Raw genomic sequence first — 24,921 nt, 5'->3', positions numbered from 1 at the left:
GAGATCCAACTTTCGTAGATTGTGTCTTTACATCAAAACTGGTCTACCTAGACTAGCGGCGAGTTTAAGTAAAAGGTGTATACTGCATGTGGAGTTGGCTGGCGATAGGGCTATCAGGTGTGTATTCCGTGTTGGGAGCAAAGCAAGCTAACCCGACACAATCCCTCGTGTTTAAAATCTTTACTCTGCTACTTCTTCTTGTGTTGGTGTTAACTCAAGGTGCATCCGCAACATATACCTACTGGATTGCGGGTGGGCTTATTGTGTCTATGGTGGCAGATACGCTGCACTCGTTTAAAACTCGTAAGCTAATCTATTTTACGGCTTATCTGGTTGCCCAGGTATGCTACAGCAAGTCATTTTGGGTGCAGCTTAATGGTGAGATTGTCTGGTGGCTGTTGGCCCTGTTGCTTGCAGCGAGTATCGTGGCGTTCTTTTTGTTGCTACCTCAACTCGACTCTCTGGTATTCCCTGTTGTGATCATGGGGATGATGCTGGTTCAACTTGCTTGGGCAGCCGGTGAAGTTTGGTTACAAGTGCCGAGTTACGCCAATGCTATCGGCTTTAGCGGAACCTTAGTTCTCATCTATTCGGCGCTGGCATACGCGATACACGGTTATCGAAAACCGATGAAACACGCCTATTTGTGGGTGAGTGGTAGTTACTTTTTTGCTCATGCCCTCATTGTTGCCTCAATCATTTACTAATTTAAGTCAAAGCAGCTCTTGAGGATTTCAGTAAACTGAACGCATTGTTCTTGATAACTGGAGTCAATAATGAGTGAAATCCATGCTCACGAGCTGCTAAACCTACTTAGAGAAACACCAATGGATCGCGAAGCCCTCACACAGCACTTTGGCGCTAGCGTTCGCTTTCACACCTGTAAACTGAATGATCTAGACTTAGATGCATTACTAGCATTTTTGCTCAAGCGCGACAAAATTCGTGAGCTTGAAGGTAAGTTTGTGGTCAATATGGCGCGAGTTTGCAATCACTAAACGGCGGCTAAGATCGAGGGTGAATATGGTGTGTTCGCCCCTCAGTCATATACTCATGTTGTCAGTTTGCTATACACTGGCCGCCATTTTTTAGGTGAGGCCAGAATATGGACATTCTTTCTGCAGCGACCATGCTGTTTCTAATCATGGACCCTCTCGGTAACTTGCCGATTGTGTTGTCTATTCTCAAACATATCGATCCCAAGCGTCGTCGTAAGGTATTGATTCGTGAACTACTGTTTGCCTTACTGATCTTGATGCTGTTTCTGTTTGCAGGACAAAGCATCTTAAGTTTTTTGCATGTCCAGCCAGAAACGCTCAGCATTTCAGGTGGCATTATTCTCTTCATTATTGCGATTAAGATGATTTTCCCGAGTGCTGGCAGCATCACTGGACTGGCAGCAGGCGAGGAGCCCTTTATTGTTCCGATGGCCATTCCTATGATCGCGGGCCCTTCAGTGATTGCAGCCTTGCTTTTACTGTCTTCGCAACATCCAGAGAAAATGTTGGAAATGTCAGCATCAGTCGTAATTGCGTGGGGCGCAACGTTTTTTATACTGATGTTTTATGGCTTCTTTAATCGCTTGTTGGGTGAACGTGGCTTGAAGGCGGTAGAACGCTTAATGGGCTTGTTACTGGTGATGATCTCCACTCAAATGTTCTTAGATGGTGTAAAAAGTTACATTGGGTGACGAACGAAACGCAGAAAAAAGCCGCTCACATGAGCGGCTTTTTCGTATCTGAGCGATTACATCATGTGTTTACGACGAATATCGAGTAGGGCAAAAATACCAAAAATCAGGATTGAATATTTTTCCCAACTGCTCATTTTTATTTTGTCGCCAAATGCACCAATGAAGATGGCCATTTGTAAACCGTGCATGATGAACAAAAAAGCGGTCATGATGTATAGCGCAATCGCGGCATTGCCGGGAAAGGGCATAAAAATATTTAGGATTAATACTAACCAAACAAAGGCGATAGCCGCTTTGGCCAGCATAATTAGTGCTTTCATTTAAGTATCCTTTTAAATCGAGGCGTTATGCGGAGGTACGTTCGTACAGACGATAGCTCACTTGGCCTGCTGTTTTTTCTCGATGTAATTGCCAGTTTTCTGGTAAGTCGGCAATATTGAGTTCTTTTTCTGTTTCAATATAAATCATCGCATCTTCCGCGAGCCAGCCATTTTGTTCTAGCAGAGCCACGGTCTCATCCAATAGACCTTTGCGAAACGGTGGGTCAATAAACACCACATGATGAGCAGAACCCGGTTGCTTCAAAAAACTCAGTGCGTCGGTATTTACCACTTGGATGTTGTTCGCGTTAAGAGAGGCAACATTCTTTTGTAACTGTTGGAAAGCTTGTGGGTTTAGCTCAACCATGGTCACTTGCTCTGCTTGGCGCGAAGCTGACTCAAATCCCAAGCCGCCAGAGCCAGCAAACAAGTCGAGACATTTTGCCTGTGGTACATCTTGAGCTAACCAGTTAAACAGCGTTTCTTTGACGCGATCGGTCGTGGGGCGTAAGCCTTCAGCATCGTGTACAGGAAGTTTTCTGCCTCTCCATAAGCCACTAATAATGCGAACAAAGCCCGTTGTTGGCTTTTTTTGTGATGAGTTTTGCTGGCGACGTCTTACCATAGATTTTTTGACCGCTAATAAAGTGATACTATATCTAATCGCCCAAGCAATGAGCTTGGAGCTTGGATACAGCCCAGAATATTCAAGATGACAGAGTGTAACACTAATAAGATTAGAATTACCTAATCGGAAAGTTTTCAGAACTTTGTCATTAGCCTTTTTTAGACAGATAATAATCTTGTCAAAAAAGAGTCATTAATAGATAAAAGAACAATCTAGGATAGCCCCAGATGACGGAAAAAAAGAAGCGCGGATTACTTTCGTGGCTAGGTTTTGGTGACGAAGAACAAAGCCCAAAACCAAAAACTGAAGAAACAGTAAAAGAAGAAGCAGTGGAAGCGCCTTCTGAAGAGCAGCAAACCGAAGCGGTTGCTGAGCAAGCGGAAGCAACGCCAGAACTTGAAGAAGAAGAGAAACAATCAGAGGCTGCCCCAGCAGAAGCAGAAGCAGAAGCAGAAGCAGAGGAGCCAGAAGTCGTATCGGCCGCGCCTCGTGTTCAAGAACAAGAAAAGCCAACAGAAAGCTTTTTTGCTCGTCTTAAACGCAGCCTAAGCCGAACAAAAGCAAATATTGGTGCTGGCTTCTTCGGTCTATTCAGTGGTAAGAAAATCGATGAGGACTTATTTGAAGAGCTAGAAGAGCAACTGCTTATTGCTGATGTGGGCATGAATACCACAACAAAAATCATCAACAACCTGACAGAAAAAGCCACACGTGGCGATCTGAAAGACGGCGAAGCCCTTTATGGTTTGTTGAAAGAAGAAATGGCTGAGATTCTTTCTAAAGTCGAACAGCCACTAGAAATCGATAGCAACAAAACGCCTTACGTCATCTTGATGGTAGGTGTAAATGGCGTGGGTAAAACCACGACCATCGGTAAGCTAGCGAAGCAGTTCCAAACTCAAGGCAAAAAAGTGATGCTTGCAGCGGGCGATACTTTCCGTGCCGCAGCGGTTGAGCAGCTACAAGTGTGGGGTGAACGTAATAATGTTCCTGTGATTGCTCAACATACTGGCGCAGACAGTGCCTCTGTTATCTATGATGCGATTGAAGCGGCAAAAGCACGTGGTGTGGATGTGGTGATTGCTGATACAGCAGGTCGTCTACAGAACAAAGCGAACCTAATGGAAGAGCTGCGTAAGATTGTACGTGTGATGAAGAAAATTGATGACTCTGCACCACATGAGATCATGCTAACGCTTGACGCAGGTACAGGACAAAATGCCATTAGCCAAGCGAAACTTTTCAGTGATGTTGCCCCTCTAACCGGGATTACTTTGACTAAGCTGGATGGTACAGCCAAGGGCGGCGTAATTTTCGCTATTGCTGATCAGTTCGGTATTCCAATTCGTTACATTGGTGTGGGTGAAGGTATCGAAGACTTGCGTCCATTTGAAACTCAAGAGTTTATTGACGCACTGTTTAGTCGTGAAGAATAAAAAGAGTTAGAGGAAATCAACGGTGATCAAATTTCAGCAAGTAAGCAAAGCTTACCGAGGTGGTCGACAAGCACTGCAAAAAGTCGATTTTCACCTGAGGCGCGGTGAAATGGCGTTTTTAGGCGGACATTCCGGGGCTGGTAAAAGTACCTTGCTGAAATTGATCTGCGCGATAGAGCGACCAACCGATGGCAAAATCCATTTTAATGGCCACGACATCACGCGTATTCCAGGCAAAGACATCCCTTTTTTGCGCCGCAATATTGGGATTGTTTTTCAAGATCATCGCCTATTGATGGATCGCAGTGTGTACGACAATGTCGCTCTGCCAATGCGTATCGAATCGATTTCTGAAAACGAAATCAAACGCCGTGTTTCTGCGGCGTTAGATAAAACGGGCTTACTCGATAAAGCTCGTTGTCTACCTAGTCAACTTTCTGGTGGTGAGCAACAGCGCGTCGGTATTGCCCGTGCTGTGGTTAATCGACCAACGTTGCTGGTGGCTGATGAGCCTACGGGTAACCTTGACCCAGAATTATCCAACCGTGTGTTGCGTCTATTCGAAGAATTTAACCGTGCGGGCGTGACAATCTTACTTGCCACGCACGATGTGGGGTTAGTAAACACTCGCCCACAGTATCGTCATTTTGAATTGAACCAAGGCTTCCTAAGTGAGGTAGAAGACTATGGCAGGTAACAAGCACTCCCAAAAGAAGGGGAAAGGCCGTAGTGCCAAGCGTGCGAATACCGATGGTTTTTTCTCTGTCCACGCAAAACAAGCTAAATCCTCTTTTAGCGCCTTATGGCAACGACCACTAGGCAACATTCTGACCCTAGCGGTCATCTCCATGGCACTTGCCATGCCAGCTTGTTTGTATCTATTGGGGAAAAACGTTGCAGGGGCAGCGGAAGATGTCGCTTCTCCTTCACAAGTTAGTGCTTACTTAGTTGAAGGCATGCCGGATGCGCGAGTGATGGTTCTCAAAGATCAAATTGAAACTTGGCCTTTGGTAAAAGAGGTAGAATATATTTCACCGCAACAAGGTCTATCTGATTTAAGCCAATATGCAGGGTTCGACCAAGCTATCAGTCTTTTAAGTGGCTATGCGCTTCCTGGTGTGTTGGTGATTACGCCAGATTCGGAGCTAAAAAGTGATATTCAGTCATTAGCCAAAGACGTTCGAGAGCAACAAGATGTGACCGACGTGAGACTTGACGAAGACTGGCTGGCGCGTCTTGATGCCATCAAAACTCTCGCGAGTATTATTGTCATTACCCTGACAGTGCTGATGCTCGGTGCGGTATTTTTAATCGTTGGCAATACATTGCGATTTAATGTGCTGGCGAATAAAGAAGAGATTCAAACCATGAAACTGATCGGTGCGACGGACAGTTTTATTCTGCGCCCTTACTTGTACACTGGTATGTGGTTTGGCGTGTTAGGTGCCACTATTGCGTGGTTGGTAACGGCTTTAGTGACCATTGTCATGAATAGTGCGGTGGAAGACCTTGCTGCGTTGTACGATAGCCAGTTCCGCTTGATTGGTCTAAGTTGGGATGAATCTTTGTTATTAATCATCATTGGGAGTCTTTTGGGATGTATTGCGGCGCGCTTTTCTGCGCAACGACATTTAAAAGAAATTGAACCAGTTTAAGTGATGGCGGTCTTATTACTTGGATTTCATTAGCACTAGCTAATTTTGAACCCTTGCTTAGACCAAATGTTTATGGATAATTGCTTCCCCTTCTTGAAACTTGTTCATTTTGAGTTCAAGATATCGAAGCTAAATTGCAATGTAATGCTCCAGATCAGAGATTGATGAGGAATTGAATGACAAAAGAAGCGTATCCGATGGCTCTAGTCACGCAAGATAGCCTTGACAGCTATATTCGCTCAGTAAACAGCTACCCAATGCTGACTGCAGACGAAGAGCGTGAGCTGGCAGAACGATTACACTATAAAGGTGAGATTGAGGCTGCAAAAGGTCTAATTCTTTCGCACCTACGATTCGTTGTTCACGTTGCTCGTGGTTACTCTGGCTACGGTTTGCCAATGGCGGATCTTGTGCAAGAGGGTAACATCGGTCTAATGAAAGCCGTTAAGCGTTTTAATCCAGAAGTAGGGGTTCGCTTGGTTTCTTTCGCTGTCCACTGGATCAAAGCAGAGATCCACGAATACGTGCTACGTAACTGGCGTATCGTGAAAATTGCGACGACTAAAGCGCAACGTAAATTGTTCTTCAACCTGCGTAAGTCGAAAAAGCGCTTGGGTTGGTTTAACAACGGTGAAGTAGAAACCGTTGCGCGCGAGTTAGGTGTTGAGCCTTCTGAAGTTCGCGAGATGGAATCACGCTTAGCGGCGGTGGATTCAACCTTTGATATGCCAACTGATGAAGACGACAGCTCAAACGCTTACACAGCGCCGATGCTATACCTAGAAGACAAATCGTCTGATGTGGCCGACAACATTGAAGCCGCCAACTGGGAAATGCATACCAACAATCGCTTGGGTCATGCATTAGCGAGTTTGGATGAGCGTAGTCAGCGCATCGTGCGTTCTCGTTGGTTAGATGATGAGAAAGCAACATTGCAAGACTTAGCTGATGAGTTCGGTGTTTCTGCCGAGCGTATTCGCCAGCTAGAAAAAAATGCAATGAAGAAACTAAAATTGGCTGTGGGTGAATTTTAATTTCCACTGCTAATTGAAAGTAAGATTTTCATAGAAAGCCGAGATCATGTGATCTCGGCTTTTTTATTGTCGATCGAAAATCGATAGCGTTTGCGATCCGGATTTTATGTGCTACCTGTGTATAACTCTGTGAAGTAATTATTTATCAACTGTTCGAAACCCGGACAAAATAAGGGATTCAAGCACTTTTCCATCTGGGGATAGTTATAGATATACACACAGTTAGATCAGGATCATTACTACATATTGTGGATCAAAAGATCCAAATACACTTTATCAACGCAATTCACAGCTTTATCCACAAATGGTTGGAATGTGTACACTTTTGAAAGCCCTGATTATCCATGTGTCTAAGTTTGCCGTTGGATAGGTTACAATAGCGGCAGTATACCCAAGCAGCTTCAAATATGGATTTTATGCTGTACCACGGGTGCTGATTAGTACGTTAGGTTCGAGGTTGCTTGGGTATATTAATAAGACAATGAGAAAGTAAATGGATCAGTTTAAGCATATCAATGTACAAAGTGCGCAAGCGCTGCTCGAGCAGGGTGATGCGAAGCTTGTAGATATCCGTGACCCTCAATCGTTTGCCGTTGCGCATGCGGAGTCCGCGTATCACTTAACTAACGATACGATCGTTGCGTTTATGGATGAAGTGGAGTTCGAACAACCTATTCTAGTGATGTGTTACCACGGTATTAGTAGCCAAGGTGTGGCGCAATATTTGGTTAACCAAGGCTTTGAACAGGTGTACAGTGTAGATGGTGGCTTTGAAGCCTGGCATCGAGCAGAACTACCGATAGTGAGAAGTTAATGAAGAGATTGGTAACGTTAAATAATCCACGTATGGCGCAAGCCTTTATTGATTATATGGCCTCTCGCCAAATTGACATCGAAATGATGCCAGAAGGGGATGGGCAATTTGCGCTGTGGCTGACTGATAGCCAGCATGAAATAGAAGCGGAAGCCGAACTTAAGCTGTTCCTTGCTAACCCGTCTGATTCAAAATACAGCGCCGCCTCGTGGGACGTTGCCGATACTCGTAAGAGCACATTTCATTATTCCAGCCCGAGTATCATAAGCATGGTCAAAGCGAAAGCTGGCCCCATGACTTTGCTGATCATGACAGTCTGTATCATCATCTACTTGTTACAAATGTTTGGCTTTGGCAATGGCGTGTTTAAGTTGTTTCACTTCCCGGCTTTTGAGGGGCAACAATGGCAAGTGTGGCGATGGCTAAGTCATGCGTTACTGCACTTTTCAGTAACTCACATCGTGTTTAACTTACTATGGTGGTGGCAGTTGGGTGGCGACATCGAACGTCGTCTCGGTTCCGGTAAGCTATTGCAACTCTTTGTGGTGTCGGCAGCGCTTTCAGGGGCAGGCCAGTTCTATGTTGAAGGGGCTAACTTCGGCGGCTTGTCTGGCGTGGTCTATGCACTGCTTGGTTATTTGTGGATATTGGGTTACCGCTTGCCACATTTAGGCCTTACGCTACCCAAGCCAATCATCGTCTTTATGTTGGTATGGTTAGTTCTTGGTTTTGTGCAGCCATTTATGGCGATTGCAAACACCGCTCACTTAGTTGGGCTACTGTCGGGGATGGCGATTGCGCTGTTTGATTCAGGCAAGATGAAATACCAACAGCAAGCCTAAAGCAGATGAAATGAAAAGACCGCTCAAGAGCGGTCTTTTTTATGTTCAAAACGGATTTGGGTTTATTGATAAAGGTATTTTGTAAACAACAAATCGGCAATGATGGTTTTACCTGTTTCAGGCAAAAGCGTTTCGTTGAGGGTCGTCACTAAAGTTTTGCGCAGATCTTCTCGGCCAGAAAGGGACTTAATCGTATCTTCTGTTTGCTTACCCAATAATTCAATCACTGCATCGCGAATCAAAGGTTGGTGATGCTCAACAACTGATAAATCTTGTTGACTCATTACCATGATGTCGATGCGCACTTGCACATAACCTAACTTTTTGCCTTTGGTGTAAAAGTTAGTAGTGAGATCAGGCTCTAGGGTAAAGTATGCCAACTTAGGTCCAGCTTCTTCCGTTTCAGCCCAACTTGGTGCGGCGAATAGTATGGTTAACGCAAAAATAATTTGGGCTATATAACGTTTGTACATATTTCTAACTTTTCTTTCTCTGGATCGCGATATTCGAATCGCTTCAGTCTTGATACAATGGGCCGTCTATAACAAATAACGGAACTTACGGTTACATACATTACTATGGACGGTAAGTTGTTGCTTTATTGTACGCATAAAGCCTCCAATTGAATACTAGTATGAATCAGCCAACATCACTCTATCTTGCTTCTTTATTGGAAGTAGAGTGGCAAAACCCCGAAGAATTCGAATTTCCAAATGAATTTGCCAAGCATTGGCTTGAAGAGCAAGGGTCTTTGTCACGTCGTTTAAAACAGCACTGCCAAGCGTTAACGGTAGAATTGCTACAAAATCAGATCGTCACTGCAGCGACATTAAAACAGGACGAAAGCCAGTTATTGTCCGAACAAGATTGCTTACTGAGAGAGGTAATTTTGTGCGGTGACAATAACAACTGGGTTATTGGGCGGACATTGATTCCTCGTTCAACCTTAGTTGATCAGCAGTATGATTTGGCTCAACAAGGGGATATCCCATTAGGACTAACTGTGTTCAGCGCAGATAACGTTGAGCGGGACTCTTTGCAAATGGGATGGGTAGCCGTACCAGAAGGATGTTTGTTAGCGCGACGCTCAAGGTTGTGGATGAATCACAAACCGATGCTAGTCGCCGAGTTATTCTTATCTAATTCACCAGTTTACGCTAAGGAGACAGTGTAAATGTCCGCAGAAAAAGCCAAAGCATATTGGCAACTGATGCGCATGGATCGCCCGATCGGTTCACTGTTACTGATGTGGCCAACGATTTGGGCGCTAATTATCTCAGCCCAAGGGATGCCGAGTTGGGATGTATTTATCGTGTTTGTATTGGGTGTATTCCTAATGCGTAGTGCGGGGTGCGTGATTAATGATTTTGCAGATCGCAAAGTCGACGGCCATGTAAAGCGTACTAAGCAACGTCCACTGCCATCAGGGAAAGTGACAGCAAAAGAAGCGATTGGATTATTTTTGGTTTTGGGTATCAGCTCGTTTTTGTTAGTGCTGACCATGAACCCGCTGACGATTCAGCTATCCTTCGCTGGCATTGTGTTGGCGTTCATCTATCCATTTATGAAGCGTTACACTCATATTCCACAGCTATTTTTAGGCTTGGCTTTTAGCTGGGCGATTCCAATGGCGTGGGCTGCACAAACTGGGGAATTACCATTAATTGTTTGGTTTTTGTTCCTCATTAATGCTTTGTGGACCATTGCGTACGACACTCAATATGCGATGGTAGACCGAGATGATGATCTAAAGATTGGCATTAAATCGACGGCAATTCTGTTTGGTCGTCATGACAAGCTTATTATTGGTGTGTTGCAACTGATTACACTCGCGATGTTGGTTTGGTTAGGGCAGTTCTACCAATTGGGACAAAGTTACTACTGGACCCTTTTGATTGCAGCGTCGTTGTTTGTTTATCAGCAGCACTTAATTCGTCACCGTGAGCGTGAGTTGTGCTTTAAGGCTTTCCTTAACAACAATTATGTTGGCATGGTGATAGCGATAGGGTTACTGGTCGCATTTTGGTAAGCGAAGAAATAGAAAAAGGCATCCGATTGGATGCCTTTTTTCTTATTGGACGAAGGTAAAACGGTTACGACCGAAGTTGGTGAATACTCTCTTCGATCGTCAGTTTCACCTCTGGATAAAGCAGAGTGAACAGTAGCCGTGCAAATTGCTGCGTTTTCTTCGTGTCACAGTTACCATCGTTATCGAGGTATTTTTGCTGTTTGAGCGTATTGAACATCGCGGTAAACACACCTTTATCGAAGAATTCTGGCGCATTAATACCGTGCAAACGCCCTAGGCGCTGAGCAATATCTTGGCTCTTCTGCTCTAGGTCCGATTTACCGAGTTCAGGGTAAGCAACAAGCAAGTTCATCGCGATAGAGTAGCGTTGCAGCGTTTCAGTTATCGTTCGACCTAACAGAACCAAAGGCTGGTTGTTCGATTGATTGATCTCTAGCTTATCACCATCAAGACTAATCATTTTCTGATCGGCAAATTCATGCAGTGTTTTAACGACCAATTCATCTAACTCGTCTTCTTGGTAACTTAAGAACAGCTCTTTCTTCAAGAATGGGTAGATTTGCGCGACATTCGCTTGAATCTTGGCTACCGAAAGGTTGCGCTGACGAATGAGCATTTGGGCAATTAATGACGGCAGAGCGAACAAGTGGATGATGTTGTTGCGATAGTAAGTCATCAGGATCGATTGGCTACGGTCCAGCGAAATGATGTCACCCATGCTATCGGTTTCAATCACGAACTTATCAAGCGAAATTGCATGATCGACCAACTCCTCAGCACTTTCGGTAGGGATAGTGGAGGTGCTTGAGTACGGATTATTTTTGAGTAGCTTTAAGTAACACTCGATCTGGTTGATCAGCGAGTCACGAGAAAGTGCACGTTGACGAGAAGCAAGCAGTGCGGTTGCACACAAGGTCAACGCGTTTGCCGCCGCCGCATCATTGATGTGCGTCATCATCTTATTAGCGAGGTCGTTCACCACAGGATTCATCCATTGTGGTTTGTTACCACCCATGCTGTCGATGTCTTTCGTCCACTCAGGAGCATGCTCGTTCAAGTATTGGTTGAGCTGAATTGGCTCACCGAAGTTCACATAGCCCAAACCAAAGTTACGCAGTTTACGCAGAGTACGCAGTACAAGCCCTGCGTTTTCTTTCTCTTTGCGTTTGCCACGCAGCTCTTTCGCGTAAGTGCCTACTTCCATTACGTGCTCGTAACCGATGTAGACCGGCACTAGTGTTACTGGGCGGTTTAGACCACGTAGCATTGCTTGGATGGTCATAGCCAGCATACCCGTTTTCGCTTGCAGTAAGCGACCTGTACGTGAACGACCACCCTCACTGAAGTACTCGACTGAATAGCCTTTGGCAAACAGCTCAGCTAGATACTCACGGAAAATGGTTGAGTACAGTTTGTTGCCTTTAAAACTACGACGAATAAAGAACGCCCCACCACGACGGAAAAGCGGACCGGCCGGGAAGAAGTTCAAGTTAATGCCTGCCGCAATGTGCGGAGGCACCATGCCTTCATGGTATAAAACATAAGACAACAGCAGGTAGTCCATGTGACTACGGTGACACGGAACGTACACAATTTCGTGGCCGTCTTGCGCTAAACGACGCACAGTCGAGGCGTTATTGATGTGCAAACCTTGGTATAGTTTTGTCCATAACCAACTCAGGATGCGGTCGCCGTTTTTCACCAGACTGTAGGAGAAGTCGGCGGCGATTTCATCCATGATGTCGTGGGCTTCTTTACGTGCCTTATCAATCGAGATGTTTTTGATCTTGGCTTCGTCAGCAATCGCCAGTTCAATAGCTGGAGATTTTAGTAAACGAGCAAACAACACTTGGCGTTGTGGCAGGTTTGGGCCTGAAGCAGCCAGTTTCTGGCGTGAGAAGTGGATACGCGCCACGCGAGCCAGTTTGTGCGCAATTGCGCTGTCGGTACCGTGGGAGTCTGCCATATAACGCAGAGATACCACGGGACTAAAGCGAACTAAGCAGTCGCGTCCCGCCGCCATTACTGCTTTGGCTTTTTGCGGACCATTCATCGGTTGAAGGTAAGGCTTTTGGTTCTCTTCTTTACCTGGCTTACGACCCCAAAGCACGGTTGCAGGGATCATTTGAACATCCAACTCACTATCCAGCTTGTGCAGTTCCAGTAAGTCAGTGAACAGAGAGACAGAATCGGTTGGGACATCATTATCGTTGTTCATCACAGTTGGACGCGCAGCGATAAAGACGAAACGGTTCAGCGTTTTGCCATTGATTTCCAGCGGGCTGAGCGGGTCGGGTAGACCAAGGCTCATGGCTTGTTTTTGCAGTGTCAGCAAATCCACGTTCGAGCGGAACGGCAGGGCATATACAATCGGTTTAGTTAGGTCGATGTTCAGATCTTCAATCGGGTTCGACGGGATTGCGGTGCCCTTTACCAGTACCGATAAAGGTAGTTTTAGTAATGAACGTGAAAATGATTGTCCAGAAGACATAAAGTTCACAGCCTCAATAGGTATTCAAACAGGCCTAACCTTATTTCAGTTTCCGCTTTGCATGTCTTCTCTATAAAAAGAGATGAGTACGGCAATAGAAATAAGCCTAGGCGATAAAATTTAAGCGCTGCAAGGATACCAGAAACTGGTCAAACCTTTTAATTTTATTGGCTGTAAATTAGTCGAACCCCTAAGTTATTGCTTTGACTTGATTAACTGAAAAGTCGGTGTTTTAAACGAATAAAGAATGAACTTAATCGGTAAGCTGAAAGCTCCCCACAAATAAATTAAAAAACAACCAATTGGGTTTTCATTTGAGCATTTACTGGATATACTCACAGTTAACTGTATAAAAAGACAGGTGAGACATGAAGCCGTTAACGCCACGCCAACAACAAGTCTTCGATTTGATTAAAAGTAAAATCGACGACACCGGAATGCCACCAACTCGTGCAGAGATTGCGCGTGAGCTTGGCTTCCGCTCTGCGAATGCCGCAGAGGAACACCTAAAAGCGCTTGCTCGTAAGCAAGCAATTGAAATTATTCCAGGCGCTTCTCGTGGGATTCGTATCCTGCTTGAAGACGCAGCCAATGATGAGCAGGGTTTGCCTTTGATTGGTCAAGTCGCAGCGGGTGAGCCAATCTTGGCTCAAGAGCACGTAGAGGCGCACTACCAAGTCGATCCTGCGATGTTCAAACCGCAAGCGGATTTCTTACTTCGTGTAAATGGCGAGAGTATGAAAGACATCGGGATTATGGATGGCGATCTGCTCGCGGTGCATAAAACCCAAGACGTGAGAGACGGTCAAGTTGTCGTTGCGCGTGTTGATGATGATGTGACTGTGAAGCGTTTGGAGCGCAAAGGTTCAACCATATTACTGCATGCTGAGAATGAAGAGTTTGCCCCAATCCAAGTGGACTTAACGTCTCAGCACCTTACGATTGAAGGCTTAGCCGTTGGTATTATTCGCAATACCGATTGGATGTAAGTGTGTTTAAGCAGCCCAGTTGATCTGGGCTGTTTTGTCTTTTCTCTTTTTCTACTTCCTCCAAAAGCTTGCTCATCATCTTGACCTTGTTTGTTTTGACCAATTTATAAGCTTGATAATGTAATTGATATTCATTATCATCTTTATTAATGTCTATGTTTTCTCTCTGGCGCAGGAAATGCCCATGTCTCAGTCTAAACATCAAGTTCCTAACCATTTATTAAAACCACTGTTATTGCGTAGCCGTGAAAGCATGGTCGACAATGGCTTGGTGTACGATCCGATAGCTGCTAAAGCGTGTTTGAGCTGTAAGATGGCGCCGGATTGTTTGAGTGGTGATATTGCGCAGAAGCAATTGCTGCACGTGACGCTGACTCAGCTTTGTGACCAGCAGGTTAGTCACTTCTTACAGCAGTATCCCGATGCTTGGATAATCAATGTCGGAGCGGGGCTGGATACCCGCTTTTATCGCTTGGATAATGGACGCTGCCATTGGATAGAGCTGGATGTGACGGAAAATTTGGTATGGCGTCAGCGCTTGTTCCACAAAAATGAACGCTATGAACATCGCTGTGGCAGTGTGGATGAAATGTCGTGGCTAGAGACGTTAGCCATTCCAGAGCAAGCACCGGTACTCATTTTATGTGAAATGGCACTGCTCGATTGCACAGAGCGTCAAGTCGCGAAATTTATTCAAACCTTGGGTCGACATTTTGTTTCTGCTGAACTGTGTATGGTGCTGGCAGGAGATTTAACGGAAACCAAGTGGGGACAAAAGCTTGGCTCTGATCGTTATGCTCATGGCTTTGAAGCGCCTGCAGAACAGATATTGCAATGGTTACCATGGGCACAGTGGGTGAAAGCTTTCTCGCCATTCGATAGATTCTGTTCTCGTTGGAAAGCTTGGCAGCGTTGGCTTAATAAGATTCCAATGTTGAAGCATCGCCTCACGCCAGTCCTCGTTCACATCAAGTGGTAATTGGCTAGTCGTTAAGCGCTCAGGTACACTCGTCGATCTTACTGATGAGGTGCCTGTGACAAATTCAATCTTCTCTCCTTTATCTAACCCAAAAGTTCATCGCCAAGTCTTAGCTTTAGCGATACCTATGGTGCTGTCGAATATTACTGTTCCATTGCTCGGTTTGGTCGATGCTGCGGTGATTGGTCATCTAGACCACGCTTGGTATTTGGGCGGTGTTGCGTTGGGCAGCACCATGATCAGCGTGACGTTTTGGCTGCTTGGTTTTTTGCGTATGTCGACTACAGGGTTGGCGGCGCAGTCCTATGGCGGTGAAGACCGAAAGCAACTTGCCTTGGTGTTTATGCAAGGCTCACTTATGGCGCTGCTGTTTGCGTTAGTCTTCCTTATTGCCCATAACCCGATTGCTGATTTGATCTTTGGCTGGAGTGACGCCAGCGCAGAGGTAAAACACTACGGCATGCAATATTTCTCTATCCGTGTGTGGAGTGCCCCCGCTGCGCTAATGAACTTTGTGTTGTTGGGGTGGCTGCTCGGGACGCAAAATTCCAAAGCACCAATGTGGATGGTGATCATCACCAACGTGACTAATATCGCCCTCGATTTGTTGTTTGTGATTGGTTTGGGGTGGAAAGTAGAAGGCGCTGCGCTGGCATCGGTGATTGCTGACTACTCAGGCATGGGTTTTGGTCTCATGTGTGTTTGGAAAACCTGGCGAGAGAGGCAATTACCATCACCTCAAAAGTTGCTAACCAGCACTCAACACGGTTTAGGGCGCTTCGTGAAATTGAATCGTGATATTTTCTTACGCTCTTTGTGTCTGCAAGCGGCTTTTAGCTTTATGACGTTCCAAGGCGCGAGCTTTGGTGATGAGGTTGTCGCTGCAAATGCGGTTCTGATGAGCTTCCTGATGATTATCTCGTATGGCATGGATGGCTTTGCTTACGCAATGGAGGCCATGGTCGGGAAGGCGATTGGTGCCAAAGATAGGCAACAATTGAGTACATCGCTTGTCGGCACTTTCTTTTGGAGTTTGGTTATTTGCTTAGGACTGACCGCGCTCTTTGGTTTGGCGGGATCGCAGTTGATCGCCATGATCACTTCAATTGAGGCGGTACAACAGCAAGCAGCGGTGTATCTACCTTGGCTGGTGGTGATGCCACTTGCGTCGATGTGGTGCTTTCTATTGGATGGCATTTTTGTCGGTGCAACCAAAGGTAAAGACATGCGCAATAGTATGTTTGTCGCGACCAGCAGTTTCTTCGTTGTCTTTTACTTGTTCGCCGAGTGGGAAAATCACGCGCTGTGGTTTGCAATGACGAGCTTTATGTTGATGCGGGGTATTGGTTTAGGAGTTATCTTTCTCTACCAATGGCACAAGGATACCTTCCTAGCACAATGTTGATATAAAAACAGCAGGTCCAAGCCTGCTGTTTTTCTGTCTGCTATCAAGAAGCATCGATTAGAACAAGCGGTTCAAACCATTCAACGCAGCGACACGATACGCTTCGGCCATTGTTGGATAGTTGAAGGTGGTATTGACGAAATACTCGATGGTATTCGCTGAGCCTTTTTGCTCCATAATGGCTTGACCGATGTGGATAATTTCCGCGGCACGTTCGCCAAAACAGTGAATCCCTAAAATTTCTTTGGTTTCACGATGGAACAATATCTTCAAGCTACCGATGTCTTTTCCTGCGATCTGTGCACGAGCTAGATGCTTGAACGAAGAGCGTCCTACTTCATACGGTACTTTCGCAGCTGTTAGCTCTTGCTCGGTTTTACCCACAGAGCTAATCTCTGGGATGGTGTAGATACCCGTTGGAATATCATCAATCAGGTAGTTTTCTGCCTGACCTTTCGTAATGGCTTGTGCGACAAATCGCCCTTGGTCATAAGCGGCGCTTGCAAGGCTAGGGTAACCGATGACATCGCCTACAGCGTAAATGTGTTCGATATCGGTTTGGTAGTTACGGTTTACTTTTAGTTGTCCGCGAGAGTCCGCTTCCAGACCCACTGCACCCAAATTCAACTTATCGGTGTTACCTGTTCGACCATTCGCATACAACAAGCAGTCTGCCTTCATCTTCTTGCCAGATTGTAGGTGAATAATCACGCCATCTTCTGTGCCTTCGATTTTTTCATAGGTCTCATCATTACGAATTACCACACCACTGTTCCAGAAGTGGTAAGACAGCGCATCTGACACTTCGTTATCCAAAAACTCCAACAAGCGGTCGCGGGTATTGATAAGGTCGGTTTTCACTCCAAGGCCGCGGAAGATAGAAGCGTATTCACAACCGATAACGCCCGCACCGTAAATGATGATATGGCGAGGGTCGTGTTTCAGGCTCAAAATGGAATCACTGTCGTAGATGCGCTCATGCAAGAAATCTACGTCGTCAGGCTGATACGGGCGAGAACCCGTCGCGATGACAAACTTATCCGCTGAATAGATTTCTTCTGTACCGTCGCTTTGCATCACTGCAATTGAGTAGTTATCGATAAATCGCGCGGTTCCGAACAAAAGTGTGCATGAGTTACGGTCATAAAAGCCCTGACGAAGTCGAGTTTGCTTATCAATGACCGATTTAGCATGACCTAAAATGTCAGAAAATGTTGCATGAACGCTAGTGTTGTTTCGACAAAATAGCGGGTTGCTATTAAATTCGATGATGCGGCTAACGGCATGACGCAGTGCTTTAGATGGAATAGTTCCCCAGTGAGTACAACCGCCGCCGACACTGCTTTCTTTCTCGACAATGGCAACATTCAGTCCCGCTTTGGTTAATCCCATTGCAGCCCCTTCTCCGCCAGGGCCACTACCGATTACGATCACGTCATAGTGATTAACATGCGCCATGATGCCTTCCTTGTTATATTTGCTTAACATTGCTTTAGCGCGATTTTAACTCATTTACTCTATTGGTACACGTAATGCCTGTTAGAGAGTGGAAGTGATCACGCAGAATCGACCAAAAGGGTGATTTGGTATGTTGTATGTCTATAAATTGCATCGAGAACATTGCAATTAGATGCATGCCAATAGTAACGTTCTCGGCGCTCAGAGCGAGCGAAGCAACATATCTTTCTCCGTAGGAGCAAATTGCGTTATATTGAGGCTCTTGTACCCTACAGAAAAAGAGCAAGTTAAGAATGAAATCGATGGGAATCCGCGCACAACAAAAAGAGAAGACACGTCGATCATTGATCGATGCGGCATTTAGTCAATTAAGTGCGGATCGCAGCTTTTCCAGCCTTAGCTTGCGAGAAGTCGCCCGAGAGGCAGGGATTGCACCGACTTCTTTTTACCGTCACTTCAAAGATATGGATGAGCTAGGCTTAACCATGGTTGATGAAGGCGGTTTGCTACTACGCCAACTGATGCGTCAGGCGCGTCAACGTATTGTGAAAGAAGGTAGCGTAATTCGTACCTCGGTCGAAACCTTTATGGAATTCATTGAAAGTAGTCCGAACGTTTTTCGTTTGTTGTTGCGTGAGCGCTCCGGCACTTCTGCTGAATTTCGTACCGCTGTTGCTCGAGAAATCCAGCATTTTGCGGCAGAATTAACCGAGTATTTAATGAGCACCGGCGTGACCAGAGAAGAGGCGTATACTCAAGCAGAAGCGTCTGTGACTTTGGTTTTCAGTTCGGGGGCTGAAGCTTTAGATTTAGATCGACGTGAGCGCGATGAACTCGCCGAGCGATTGATCATGCAATTGCGAATGATAGCCAAAGGGGCCTATTGGTATCGCAAAGAACGTGAACGTAACCGATTAAAAGGCGGGATAGAATAATGTCGAATGGAAATAAATCTGAAAAGAAAACGCTGATTTTGGCACTGGTTGCAGGTATGTGTGGTGATGCTTTGTTGTCATGGTTGACCATGAGTGAAGTATCGTTTTCAATCTTCCCATTGATTGCACTCGTACTGGCTGTACAAGCTCTTTACCAAGAGTACCTAAATAATCCGGTATCAGAAGATATCCCATTAGTTGGCTTGGCGTGTTTCTTCGTAGGTGCGTTTGGCCACTCTGCGTTTATTAAGGCGCAATACCCAGAAGCAGGCTCAAACTTCTTTGCGATCATGGTTTCAATGATCTTACTCGCATGGATTGGTAAGAAGTTAGGTTTTGTCAGCAAGAAGACTTCTGCGGAATAAGCAAAACGAATCAAATACAAAAAAGCGAGCCATTGAGCTCGCTTTTTTTGTATTTGACGCAGTGGGTTACGCTTTGCGTTCCAATAGCACGCCCGCTTCCATATGGTGGGTATAAGGGAATTGGTCAAACAGAGCAAAACGCGTCACGTTGTGTGTTTCGCATAGAATGTCCAAGTTCTCTTTTAGAGTTTCAGGGTTACAAGATATGTACATGATGCGCTCGTAACCTTGCACCATTTTACAAGTATCGACATCCATCCCAGCACGTGGTGGGTCGACAAAAATCGTGTTGCAGTTGTAGCTCTTCAGATCCACACCTGCATCTTGTAGACGACGGAATTCACGCTTACCTTCGATCGCTTGAGTAAATTCCTCTGCCGATAGACGTAAGATTTGTACGTTATCAATCTTATTGGCGGCGATGTTGTACTGTGCAGATACCACAGATGGCTTCGCTAGCTCAGTTGCCAGTACGCGGTCGAAATTCTGTGCCAACGCCAGCGAGAAGTTACCGTTACCACAGTAAAGCTCTAGTAGGTCGCCAGTGCTTTCTAGGGTACAGTCGACCGCCCATTCCAGCATCTTCTCTGCGACTTTGCCGTTTGGCTGAGTGAAGCTGTTCTCAACTTGTTGGTAGATGTAGCTTTGACCATTTACATCGAGCTTCTCGATAACGTAGTCTCGGTCTAGGACAATCTTCATCTTACGAGCGCGACCAATGATGTTTAGGTTAAAGCCTTCATCATTTAAACGCTGTTTAAGGGCTTTCGCGTTTTCAATCCACTCTTCATCAAGTTGGCGATGGTAAAGGAGTGAAACCAGAATCTCACCACTTAGCGTCGATAGGAAATCCACCTGGAACAGTTTACGACGTAGCGAGTCGTTGTCTTTCATCGCTTCAACCAATAGCGGCATCAGGTCGTTGATCAGACGGCTTGCAGCAGGAAATTGGTCAACACGGTATTTCTCACGAGTTTCTTGGTTGAACATGATGTAGTAAAGATCTTCGCCTTCATGCCAAACACGGAACTCAGCACGCATGCGGTAGTGCTGCTCTGGTGATTCAAACACTTCCAGTTCTGGCATGTTGTATGGCGCGAACATATCCGTGAGACGTTCGACTTTTTCAGCCAGTTGTTCTTGGTAGCGTTGTGGGTTTACATCAAGAGTAGCCATGATCTTACCTTTTATGGTGCATTCAATTTAAGAGCGCAGATTTTATTCAATCTCAATAGGATGTCCAGTTTTGTACTGGAATTGATTTAAAGATAGTGCGTACAGGCAGAGTAGAAAGCAAAATCAATCAAAACGTTACAACTTCTAAGGGCAATATTGGCTGGACAAATAATCAATAGCTGAATAATATTTGCCTCAAGTTGGTGCTATCTAGCAATCTAGATGGCTGAAATGGGAATCTGGTGTGAATCCAGAACTGACGCGCAGCGGTAAAAGAGAACGAACGCTCATCAGACACTGCATTAGTTTATGTGGGAAGTCGAGCAAGTAGGCGGTACACCCGTGCTCTTGAGTCCGAATACCTGCCAACAACTGAGCCACAGCACTGGACTGTCATGATGACAGGGCTCGGAAGGAATTACGCGATTTAGGACAATACAATGAGAAAATCCGCACTGGCGATCACTTTGGCATCGCTGCTTTCACCTGTCTCTTATCTACAGGCCCAAGAAACCTCCACTGACGAAACCATCGTTGTTACGGCAAACCGTTTTGAGCAAGCCGAAAGCCGTACGTTGGCAGATGTCGAAGTAGTTACTCGACAAGACATCGATCGCATTCAAGCGAAAACCCTACCAGATGTTTTGCGTCGCCTTACCGGGATTCAAGTTTCACAAAATGGTGGTCGTGGTCAGTTAGCGTCTTTATTTGTTCGTGGAACTAGTTCCGACCAAGTTTTAGTACTGGTTGATGGCGTACGTTTTGCACGAGCAGCGAAGGGCGCTGTGGACTTTAACCAAATCCCACTTACTTACGTTCAACGGATTGAGTACGTGCGTGGTGCGCGTGCGTCACTTTATGGCTCAGAAGCGATTGGTGGCGTGATCAATATCATCACCATTGCGCGTGCTGACGAAGAAGGAACGAAGTTAAGTGCGGGTTTAGGCAGCTTAGATTACCAGGAATTGAGTGTGGCATCTGGTATTAAAGTCACAGAGAGCGGCCAGCTAAATATCGCGCTTGGTAGTGAAAGTGATGATGGTTATAACGTTCGTCCTGTACCGGGAGTTAATGACGGCGATCGCCATGGCTTTGATACAAAGAATGGTCTGCTAGGTTACGTGCATAACTTCAATGATCAGTGGTCTGCATTTGGTAACCTACGTGCTTACGAAAATGTTTATCAATATGACAGCAGCTACGGCAGTCGCGGTTACTACGAAGCAGAAAAAGACGATCTTTCTGTCACTCTGGGCGGTAAGTATCAGTCTGATAATGTGATGTCAGAACTACAAGTAACGGCACAGAAACAGAAGTCTTGGAACTATGAGCAAGCAAAAGGCAAACACTCAGGTACTGAAGATGAACTTGAGCAGCAAAATGTCCAGTGGACCAACAGTTACTTGCTAAACAACAATACGACGTTGGCTGGTGGTATTGATTGGCGCAACGAGTCTTATAAAGACAAGAGTGCGAATAAAACGTTTGATCGTACCAATGGCGCTCTGTTTGGTATGGCAACCACCAGTATTGATAAAGCAATGCTTGAGGGCAGTGCTCGCCTTGATGATAACGAAGAATACGGTAGTGAGTTCACTTACAGCTTAGCGGCTGGTTACCAGTTTGTGCCAGAGTTTGGGGTTAAAGCTTCTTTTGGTACTGCGTTTAAGGCTCCAAACCTATATCAACAGTATGACCCAACATACGGTGAGAAAGATCTTAAGCCGGAAGAGTCAGATGCTTGGGAGCTAGCATTCAGCGGTGATGTCCAAGGCGTTTTTTGGTCCGTAACGGGTTATGACTATAAAATCACGAATCTTATCGATTACCATCCAACCACATACAAATATTTGAATGTCGATGGTGAAACACATATCCAAGGTGTGGAGCTTGTTGCTGAGTTTGATACAGGGATTGTGCAGCACCAGTTGAGTGCAGATTACAAAGATGCTGAAGACGATAAAGGGCATCAGTTGCAGCGCCGCGCTAAAGAAATGTATAAGTGGAATGCTTTAGTGAGCTTCGATAAAGTGGATTGGTCGGTTAGCTATCAGTACGTCGGTAAGCGTCCAGATGTGGATTACAGCACTTGGCCTTCACAAGATATCACGCTTTCTTCTTACTCGTTGGTTGATACGGCAGTGACTTACTATCCGAATGAGTCGACCTCTATTAGCGCTCGTATCGATAATCTACTTGATGAAGAGTATGAGATGGCAAAAGGTTACCCCGCTGCAGAGCGAGCGTACTATATCAACGTTGGCTACGAATTCTAATCGTGAATGAGCACAAACCGCCTTCGGGCGGTTTTTAATATTTTGTGGTGGAAAATCGAATGAAGAAACCCAAGCGAGTGGTGATCAGTTGGTCCAGTGGTAAAGATTCGACATTAACGCTTGAGCGCCTTAACGAGAATCCAAATTATCAAGTTGTCGGTTTGTACACGACTTACGTAGGGAAAGAAGTCCCTTTCCAAGCAACTCCGCTTGAAGTCGTACAAATGCAAGCAGACTTACTTGCGCTTCCGCTCATTACTATCGAGCTACCTGAAATCTTTCCAAGTAACGACATTTATCAATCGACCATCGTTAATGTATTACAAAGTAGTGGTCTGAACATAGAAGCTGTCGCATTTGGTGATATGTTTTGTAATGGCATTGCCGATTACCGACGCAGCTATATTGAACCTGTTGGCTGGGAATGCGTCTTTCCTCTATTAGGGGACAGCAGCGAAAAACTAGCGATGGAAATCATAGAGCGTGGTATTCAAACTATGTTAATCACCATCGACGGAAGAGTTCTCCCTCCAGAATGGTGTGGTCGCTGGTATGACAAAGCCCTAATAGAGTCATTACCAAGTCAAATTGATCCCTGTGGGGAAAATGGTGAATTTCACACATTGGTCACGTCTTCGCCATCTTTTCAAGGACATATCGAGTTGACGAAGCGAGATGTAGAATCTGGAGATAGATTCAGCCATCAAAGATACCATGCTAAAGCATTGCCAAAACAAATCTACGCAGTATGATCGCAACGTTTCTGTTCTTTAGGTAAGGCTCGTGCGAGTAGCAAGTAAGAAAAAAGTCCTAGTTTTTGACTCCGGTGTTGGTGGCCTTTCTGTATTCCAAGAGATACATCGCCTATTGCCCCAGCTAGACTACTTATACTTATTCGATAATCAGGCTTACCCTTATGGTGAACTCGATCAGGCTGTACTCATTTCACGAGTTAACCAACTGGTCTCTTCATTAGTCGAAGAACACCAAGTCGACATTGTCGTCATTGCTTGCAACACGGCGAGCACCATAGTGCTTCCTTCCTTACGCGAAAATTTATCGATTCCCGTTGTTGGTGTTGTCCCTGCGATTAAACCCGCATCGCTTTTAGCATCAAAAGGGGTAGGGCTGATCGCCACTCCGGCGACAGTAACACGCCAATATACTCACGAGTTAATACGGGACTTTGCGCAAGGCAAACCAGTTGAGCTGGTGGGATCAACTCGCTTGGTAGATATGGCCGAAGAGAAGTTGCGAGGCAACAGCGTTTCTCTCGACGAACTGACAAATATCCTGCTTCCCCTTCGCGATAAAGTCGATGTTGCGGTGCTCGGTTGTACTCACTTCCCTTTAATCAAAGAGGAGATTCATCAAGCTTTGGGTGGGGACGTTACTTTAATTGATTCAGGCGCAGCGATTGCACGTCGAGTAAAAGCATTGCTATTAAGTGATGAAATTGAGGATACAGAAGAGGGAAGTAAGTCGATTTATGCCAGTGCAACTCCTTGGCAGGAAGATGCACTGAACATTTGTTTAAAGAAGCTAGGTTTTAATCCTGTTCAGGTTTACCACCATCCGGATGTTTAGGATCGTTCGCAATTCTCACTTTTAGCGTTCTCTCCATATATTCCTTTTCATTAAGTTTAGCGATAGCTGGCTTGGCATCTGCCGCAGCCATCACTACAAAACCAAACCCTCTTCTTTTTCCAGTACGCTTATCTTTCATTAAGCGTACCGCATAGACCTGTCCATATTCAGCAAACAAATCGCGAACATGACTCTCATTGGCCTTATAAGGAAGGTTGCCGACATACAGCGTTTTAGTTGAAGGATCAGGATCCGAAGATTGAAGAACAGGTGTTTTGCTAGAAAATGAAAAAAGAAAAGCAGTAGCGATAACACCAATGAGGAAGCTCAAGGCTGGTGGGATGATGAATTGAGAGAAGATGATTCCCCCAACGATGGCCAGCCCAACACATAAAATCAGATTTTTTTTAGACGTCATTTTAATTACTACACATAGTGATAAAGAGATCGATTGTCCATTAACAGAATAGACACATGAATCTTACGTATATGGTTGGTGTTTTTCCAACCAATTGCTGTGATATGTCTCAAATGTGACGAAGAAATATGCAAATATCGCACTTTTGGATAATTTGTGACCGGTTGGTTTTTTATTTGCAAAAAACGCTTGTACTAATTTCTCAACCCCCTATACTGCGCATCCACCGACACGGAGTGAGACGAAAGTCACACAGCGAGTCGAGAAGAGAGAAAAAAGAATTTGAAAAAAATGCTTGACTCTCTCACGGTGTAAAGTAAGATACGCACCCCTAACGACGAGCAACTAAGTTGCTGAAAATGTTAGAAAAGCTCTTTAAAAATAAGAACCT

26 protein-coding genes and 1 riboswitch are annotated in these 24,921 nt (G+C 45.3%); of the genes, 19 read left to right on the top strand and 7 right to left on the bottom strand.

The genetic code is table 11. From position 1 onward, the window contains the following. The first annotated feature begins 86 nt into the window (after nt 1-86). From R7P67_RS21535 to R7P67_RS21525, 3 genes are all read left to right on the top strand, one after another. The gene (locus R7P67_RS21535) at nt 87-707 is read left to right on the top strand and encodes a lysoplasmalogenase (RefSeq protein ID WP_005389670.1); all 621 of its coding nucleotides are present in this window, start codon (nt 87-89) and stop codon (nt 705-707) included. Nucleotides 708-776: 69 nt separating this feature from the next. After that, nucleotides 777-998, top strand: coding sequence for a YecH family metal-binding protein (locus R7P67_RS21530; protein WP_005378711.1), 222 nt, complete (start codon nt 777-779; stop codon nt 996-998). Between the two features lie 107 nt (nt 999-1,105). Continuing rightward, the gene (locus tag R7P67_RS21525) at nt 1,106-1,690 is read left to right on the top strand and encodes a YhgN family NAAT transporter (RefSeq protein WP_005389671.1); all 585 of its coding nucleotides are present in this window, start codon (nt 1,106-1,108) and stop codon (nt 1,688-1,690) included. A 56-nt stretch (nt 1,691-1,746) separates the two neighbouring features. Here R7P67_RS21525 and R7P67_RS21520 read toward each other — a convergent pair whose 3' ends face one another. Together R7P67_RS21520 and rsmD are read right to left on the bottom strand one after the other, a co-directional pair. Next, nucleotides 1,747-2,013 carry a DUF1145 domain-containing protein gene (locus R7P67_RS21520; protein WP_005378704.1) on the bottom strand — a complete coding sequence of 89 codons (267 nt, stop codon included), beginning with the start codon at nt 2,011-2,013 and terminating at the stop codon, nt 1,747-1,749. A 25-nt stretch (nt 2,014-2,038) separates the two neighbouring features. Then, entirely contained in the window at nt 2,039-2,638 is a 600-nt protein-coding gene (rsmD, locus tag R7P67_RS21515) for a 16S rRNA (guanine(966)-N(2))-methyltransferase RsmD (protein WP_005378702.1), read from the bottom strand. 230 nt (nt 2,639-2,868) lie between these two features. On the opposite strand from rsmD, the gene ftsY reads away from it, so the two are divergent. The 6 genes from ftsY (at nt 2,869) to glpG (ending at nt 8,422) form a co-directional block, all read left to right on the top strand. Then, complete coding sequence (ftsY, locus tag R7P67_RS21510; RefSeq protein WP_065645992.1) at nt 2,869-4,077, top strand: signal recognition particle-docking protein FtsY; 1,209 nt, start codon at nt 2,869-2,871, stop codon at nt 4,075-4,077. Nucleotides 4,078-4,099: 22 nt separating this feature from the next. Next, nucleotides 4,100-4,774, top strand: a complete 675-nt coding sequence (gene ftsE / locus R7P67_RS21505) for a cell division ATP-binding protein FtsE (protein ID WP_005378697.1) — start codon at nt 4,100-4,102, stop codon at nt 4,772-4,774. Continuing rightward, nucleotides 4,764-5,732: a permease-like cell division protein FtsX gene (ftsX, locus tag R7P67_RS21500; RefSeq protein ID WP_005378695.1), complete on the top strand. Its 969-nt coding sequence runs from the start codon at nt 4,764-4,766 to the stop codon at nt 5,730-5,732. The genes ftsE and ftsX overlap by 11 nt, the downstream gene beginning before the upstream one ends. A 176-nt stretch (nt 5,733-5,908) precedes the next feature. Next, on the top strand, nt 5,909-6,766 hold the full coding sequence (gene rpoH / locus R7P67_RS21495) for an RNA polymerase sigma factor RpoH (protein ID WP_005378693.1): 858 nt from the start codon (nt 5,909-5,911) through the stop codon (nt 6,764-6,766). Between the two features lie 493 nt (nt 6,767-7,259). Next, nucleotides 7,260-7,580 carry a thiosulfate sulfurtransferase GlpE gene (gene glpE, locus R7P67_RS21490; protein WP_262654164.1) on the top strand — a complete coding sequence of 107 codons (321 nt, stop codon included), beginning with the start codon at nt 7,260-7,262 and terminating at the stop codon, nt 7,578-7,580. Further along, the gene (gene glpG, locus R7P67_RS21485) at nt 7,580-8,422 is read left to right on the top strand and encodes a rhomboid family intramembrane serine protease GlpG (protein ID WP_262654166.1); all 843 of its coding nucleotides are present in this window, start codon (nt 7,580-7,582) and stop codon (nt 8,420-8,422) included. The genes glpE and glpG overlap by 1 nt, the downstream gene beginning before the upstream one ends. A gap of 62 nt (nt 8,423-8,484) precedes the next feature. Here the strand turns inward: glpG and R7P67_RS21480 are convergent, their stop codons facing one another. Further along, nucleotides 8,485-8,895, bottom strand: coding sequence for a flagellar basal body-associated protein FliL (locus R7P67_RS21480; protein WP_005378687.1), 411 nt, complete (start codon nt 8,893-8,895; stop codon nt 8,485-8,487). Nucleotides 8,896-9,056: 161 nt separating this feature from the next. Between R7P67_RS21480 and R7P67_RS21475 the strand changes: the two genes are divergently transcribed. Continuing rightward, entirely contained in the window at nt 9,057-9,596 is a 540-nt protein-coding gene (locus R7P67_RS21475) for a chorismate lyase (protein WP_262654168.1), read from the top strand. Continuing rightward, complete coding sequence (ubiA, locus tag R7P67_RS21470) at nt 9,597-10,451, top strand: 4-hydroxybenzoate octaprenyltransferase (RefSeq protein ID WP_005378684.1); 855 nt, start codon at nt 9,597-9,599, stop codon at nt 10,449-10,451. A 64-nt stretch (nt 10,452-10,515) separates the two neighbouring features. Here ubiA and plsB read toward each other — a convergent pair whose 3' ends face one another. After that, nucleotides 10,516-12,942, bottom strand: a complete 2,427-nt coding sequence (plsB, locus tag R7P67_RS21465) for a glycerol-3-phosphate 1-O-acyltransferase PlsB (protein WP_104975675.1) — start codon at nt 12,940-12,942, stop codon at nt 10,516-10,518. A gap of 368 nt (nt 12,943-13,310) precedes the next feature. Here plsB and lexA point away from each other — a divergent pair, with 368 nt between their 5' ends. From lexA to dinF, 3 genes are all read left to right on the top strand, one after another. Beyond that, complete coding sequence (gene lexA, locus R7P67_RS21460; protein ID WP_005378682.1) at nt 13,311-13,931, top strand: transcriptional repressor LexA; 621 nt, start codon at nt 13,311-13,313, stop codon at nt 13,929-13,931. A gap of 184 nt (nt 13,932-14,115) precedes the next feature. Then, nucleotides 14,116-14,910 (top strand): class I SAM-dependent methyltransferase, encoded by a 795-nt coding sequence (locus R7P67_RS21455; protein ID WP_005393777.1) that lies wholly within the window; start codon nt 14,116-14,118, stop codon nt 14,908-14,910. A 55-nt stretch (nt 14,911-14,965) separates the two neighbouring features. After that, on the top strand, nt 14,966-16,315 hold the full coding sequence (gene dinF, locus R7P67_RS21450; RefSeq protein WP_167415535.1) for an MATE family efflux transporter DinF: 1,350 nt from the start codon (nt 14,966-14,968) through the stop codon (nt 16,313-16,315). Nucleotides 16,316-16,372: 57 nt separating this feature from the next. Here the strand turns inward: dinF and sthA are convergent, their stop codons facing one another. Beyond that, entirely contained in the window at nt 16,373-17,803 is a 1,431-nt protein-coding gene (sthA, locus tag R7P67_RS21445) for a Si-specific NAD(P)(+) transhydrogenase (RefSeq protein ID WP_132937312.1), read from the bottom strand. Between the two features lie 263 nt (nt 17,804-18,066). Between sthA and fabR the strand changes: the two genes are divergently transcribed. Beyond that, nucleotides 18,067-18,708 carry an HTH-type transcriptional repressor FabR gene (fabR, locus tag R7P67_RS21440; protein ID WP_005378632.1) on the top strand — a complete coding sequence of 214 codons (642 nt, stop codon included), beginning with the start codon at nt 18,067-18,069 and terminating at the stop codon, nt 18,706-18,708. Next, nucleotides 18,708-19,073, top strand: coding sequence for a YijD family membrane protein (locus R7P67_RS21435; RefSeq protein ID WP_005378634.1), 366 nt, complete (start codon nt 18,708-18,710; stop codon nt 19,071-19,073). Before fabR ends, R7P67_RS21435 begins: the two co-directional genes overlap by 1 nt. A gap of 66 nt (nt 19,074-19,139) precedes the next feature. Here R7P67_RS21435 and trmA read toward each other — a convergent pair whose 3' ends face one another. After that, nucleotides 19,140-20,249 (bottom strand): tRNA (uridine(54)-C5)-methyltransferase TrmA, encoded by a 1,110-nt coding sequence (trmA, locus tag R7P67_RS21430; RefSeq protein ID WP_167415534.1) that lies wholly within the window; start codon nt 20,247-20,249, stop codon nt 19,140-19,142. A gap of 184 nt (nt 20,250-20,433) precedes the next feature. Beyond that, a riboswitch (cobalamin riboswitch) is annotated at nt 20,434-20,634 on the top strand. Nucleotides 20,635-20,689: 55 nt separating this feature from the next. Here trmA and btuB point away from each other — a divergent pair. The 3 genes from btuB to murI are packed head-to-tail and all read left to right on the top strand — an operon-like array spanning nt 20,690 to nt 24,112. Continuing rightward, nucleotides 20,690-22,525 (top strand): TonB-dependent vitamin B12 receptor, encoded by a 1,836-nt coding sequence (gene btuB / locus R7P67_RS21425; RefSeq protein ID WP_005378674.1) that lies wholly within the window; start codon nt 20,690-20,692, stop codon nt 22,523-22,525. Nucleotides 22,526-22,584: 59 nt separating this feature from the next. Continuing rightward, on the top strand, nt 22,585-23,277 hold the full coding sequence (locus R7P67_RS21420; protein WP_167415512.1) for an adenine nucleotide alpha hydrolase: 693 nt from the start codon (nt 22,585-22,587) through the stop codon (nt 23,275-23,277). Between the two features lie 31 nt (nt 23,278-23,308). Continuing rightward, nucleotides 23,309-24,112: a glutamate racemase gene (gene murI, locus R7P67_RS21415; RefSeq protein ID WP_005389694.1), complete on the top strand. Its 804-nt coding sequence runs from the start codon at nt 23,309-23,311 to the stop codon at nt 24,110-24,112. On the opposite strand, the gene R7P67_RS21410 is transcribed toward murI, so the two are convergent. Beyond that, nucleotides 24,075-24,530, bottom strand: a complete 456-nt coding sequence (locus tag R7P67_RS21410) for an RNA-binding protein (RefSeq protein ID WP_017636066.1) — start codon at nt 24,528-24,530, stop codon at nt 24,075-24,077. The two genes, murI and R7P67_RS21410, sit on opposite strands and share 38 nt — an antisense overlap. Between the last annotated feature and the right edge of the window lie 391 nt (nt 24,531-24,921).

The sequence above is a fragment of the Vibrio sp. Vb0937 genome (assembly GCF_033338855.1).
This window is presented reverse-complemented; position numbering and strand designations above follow the sequence as displayed.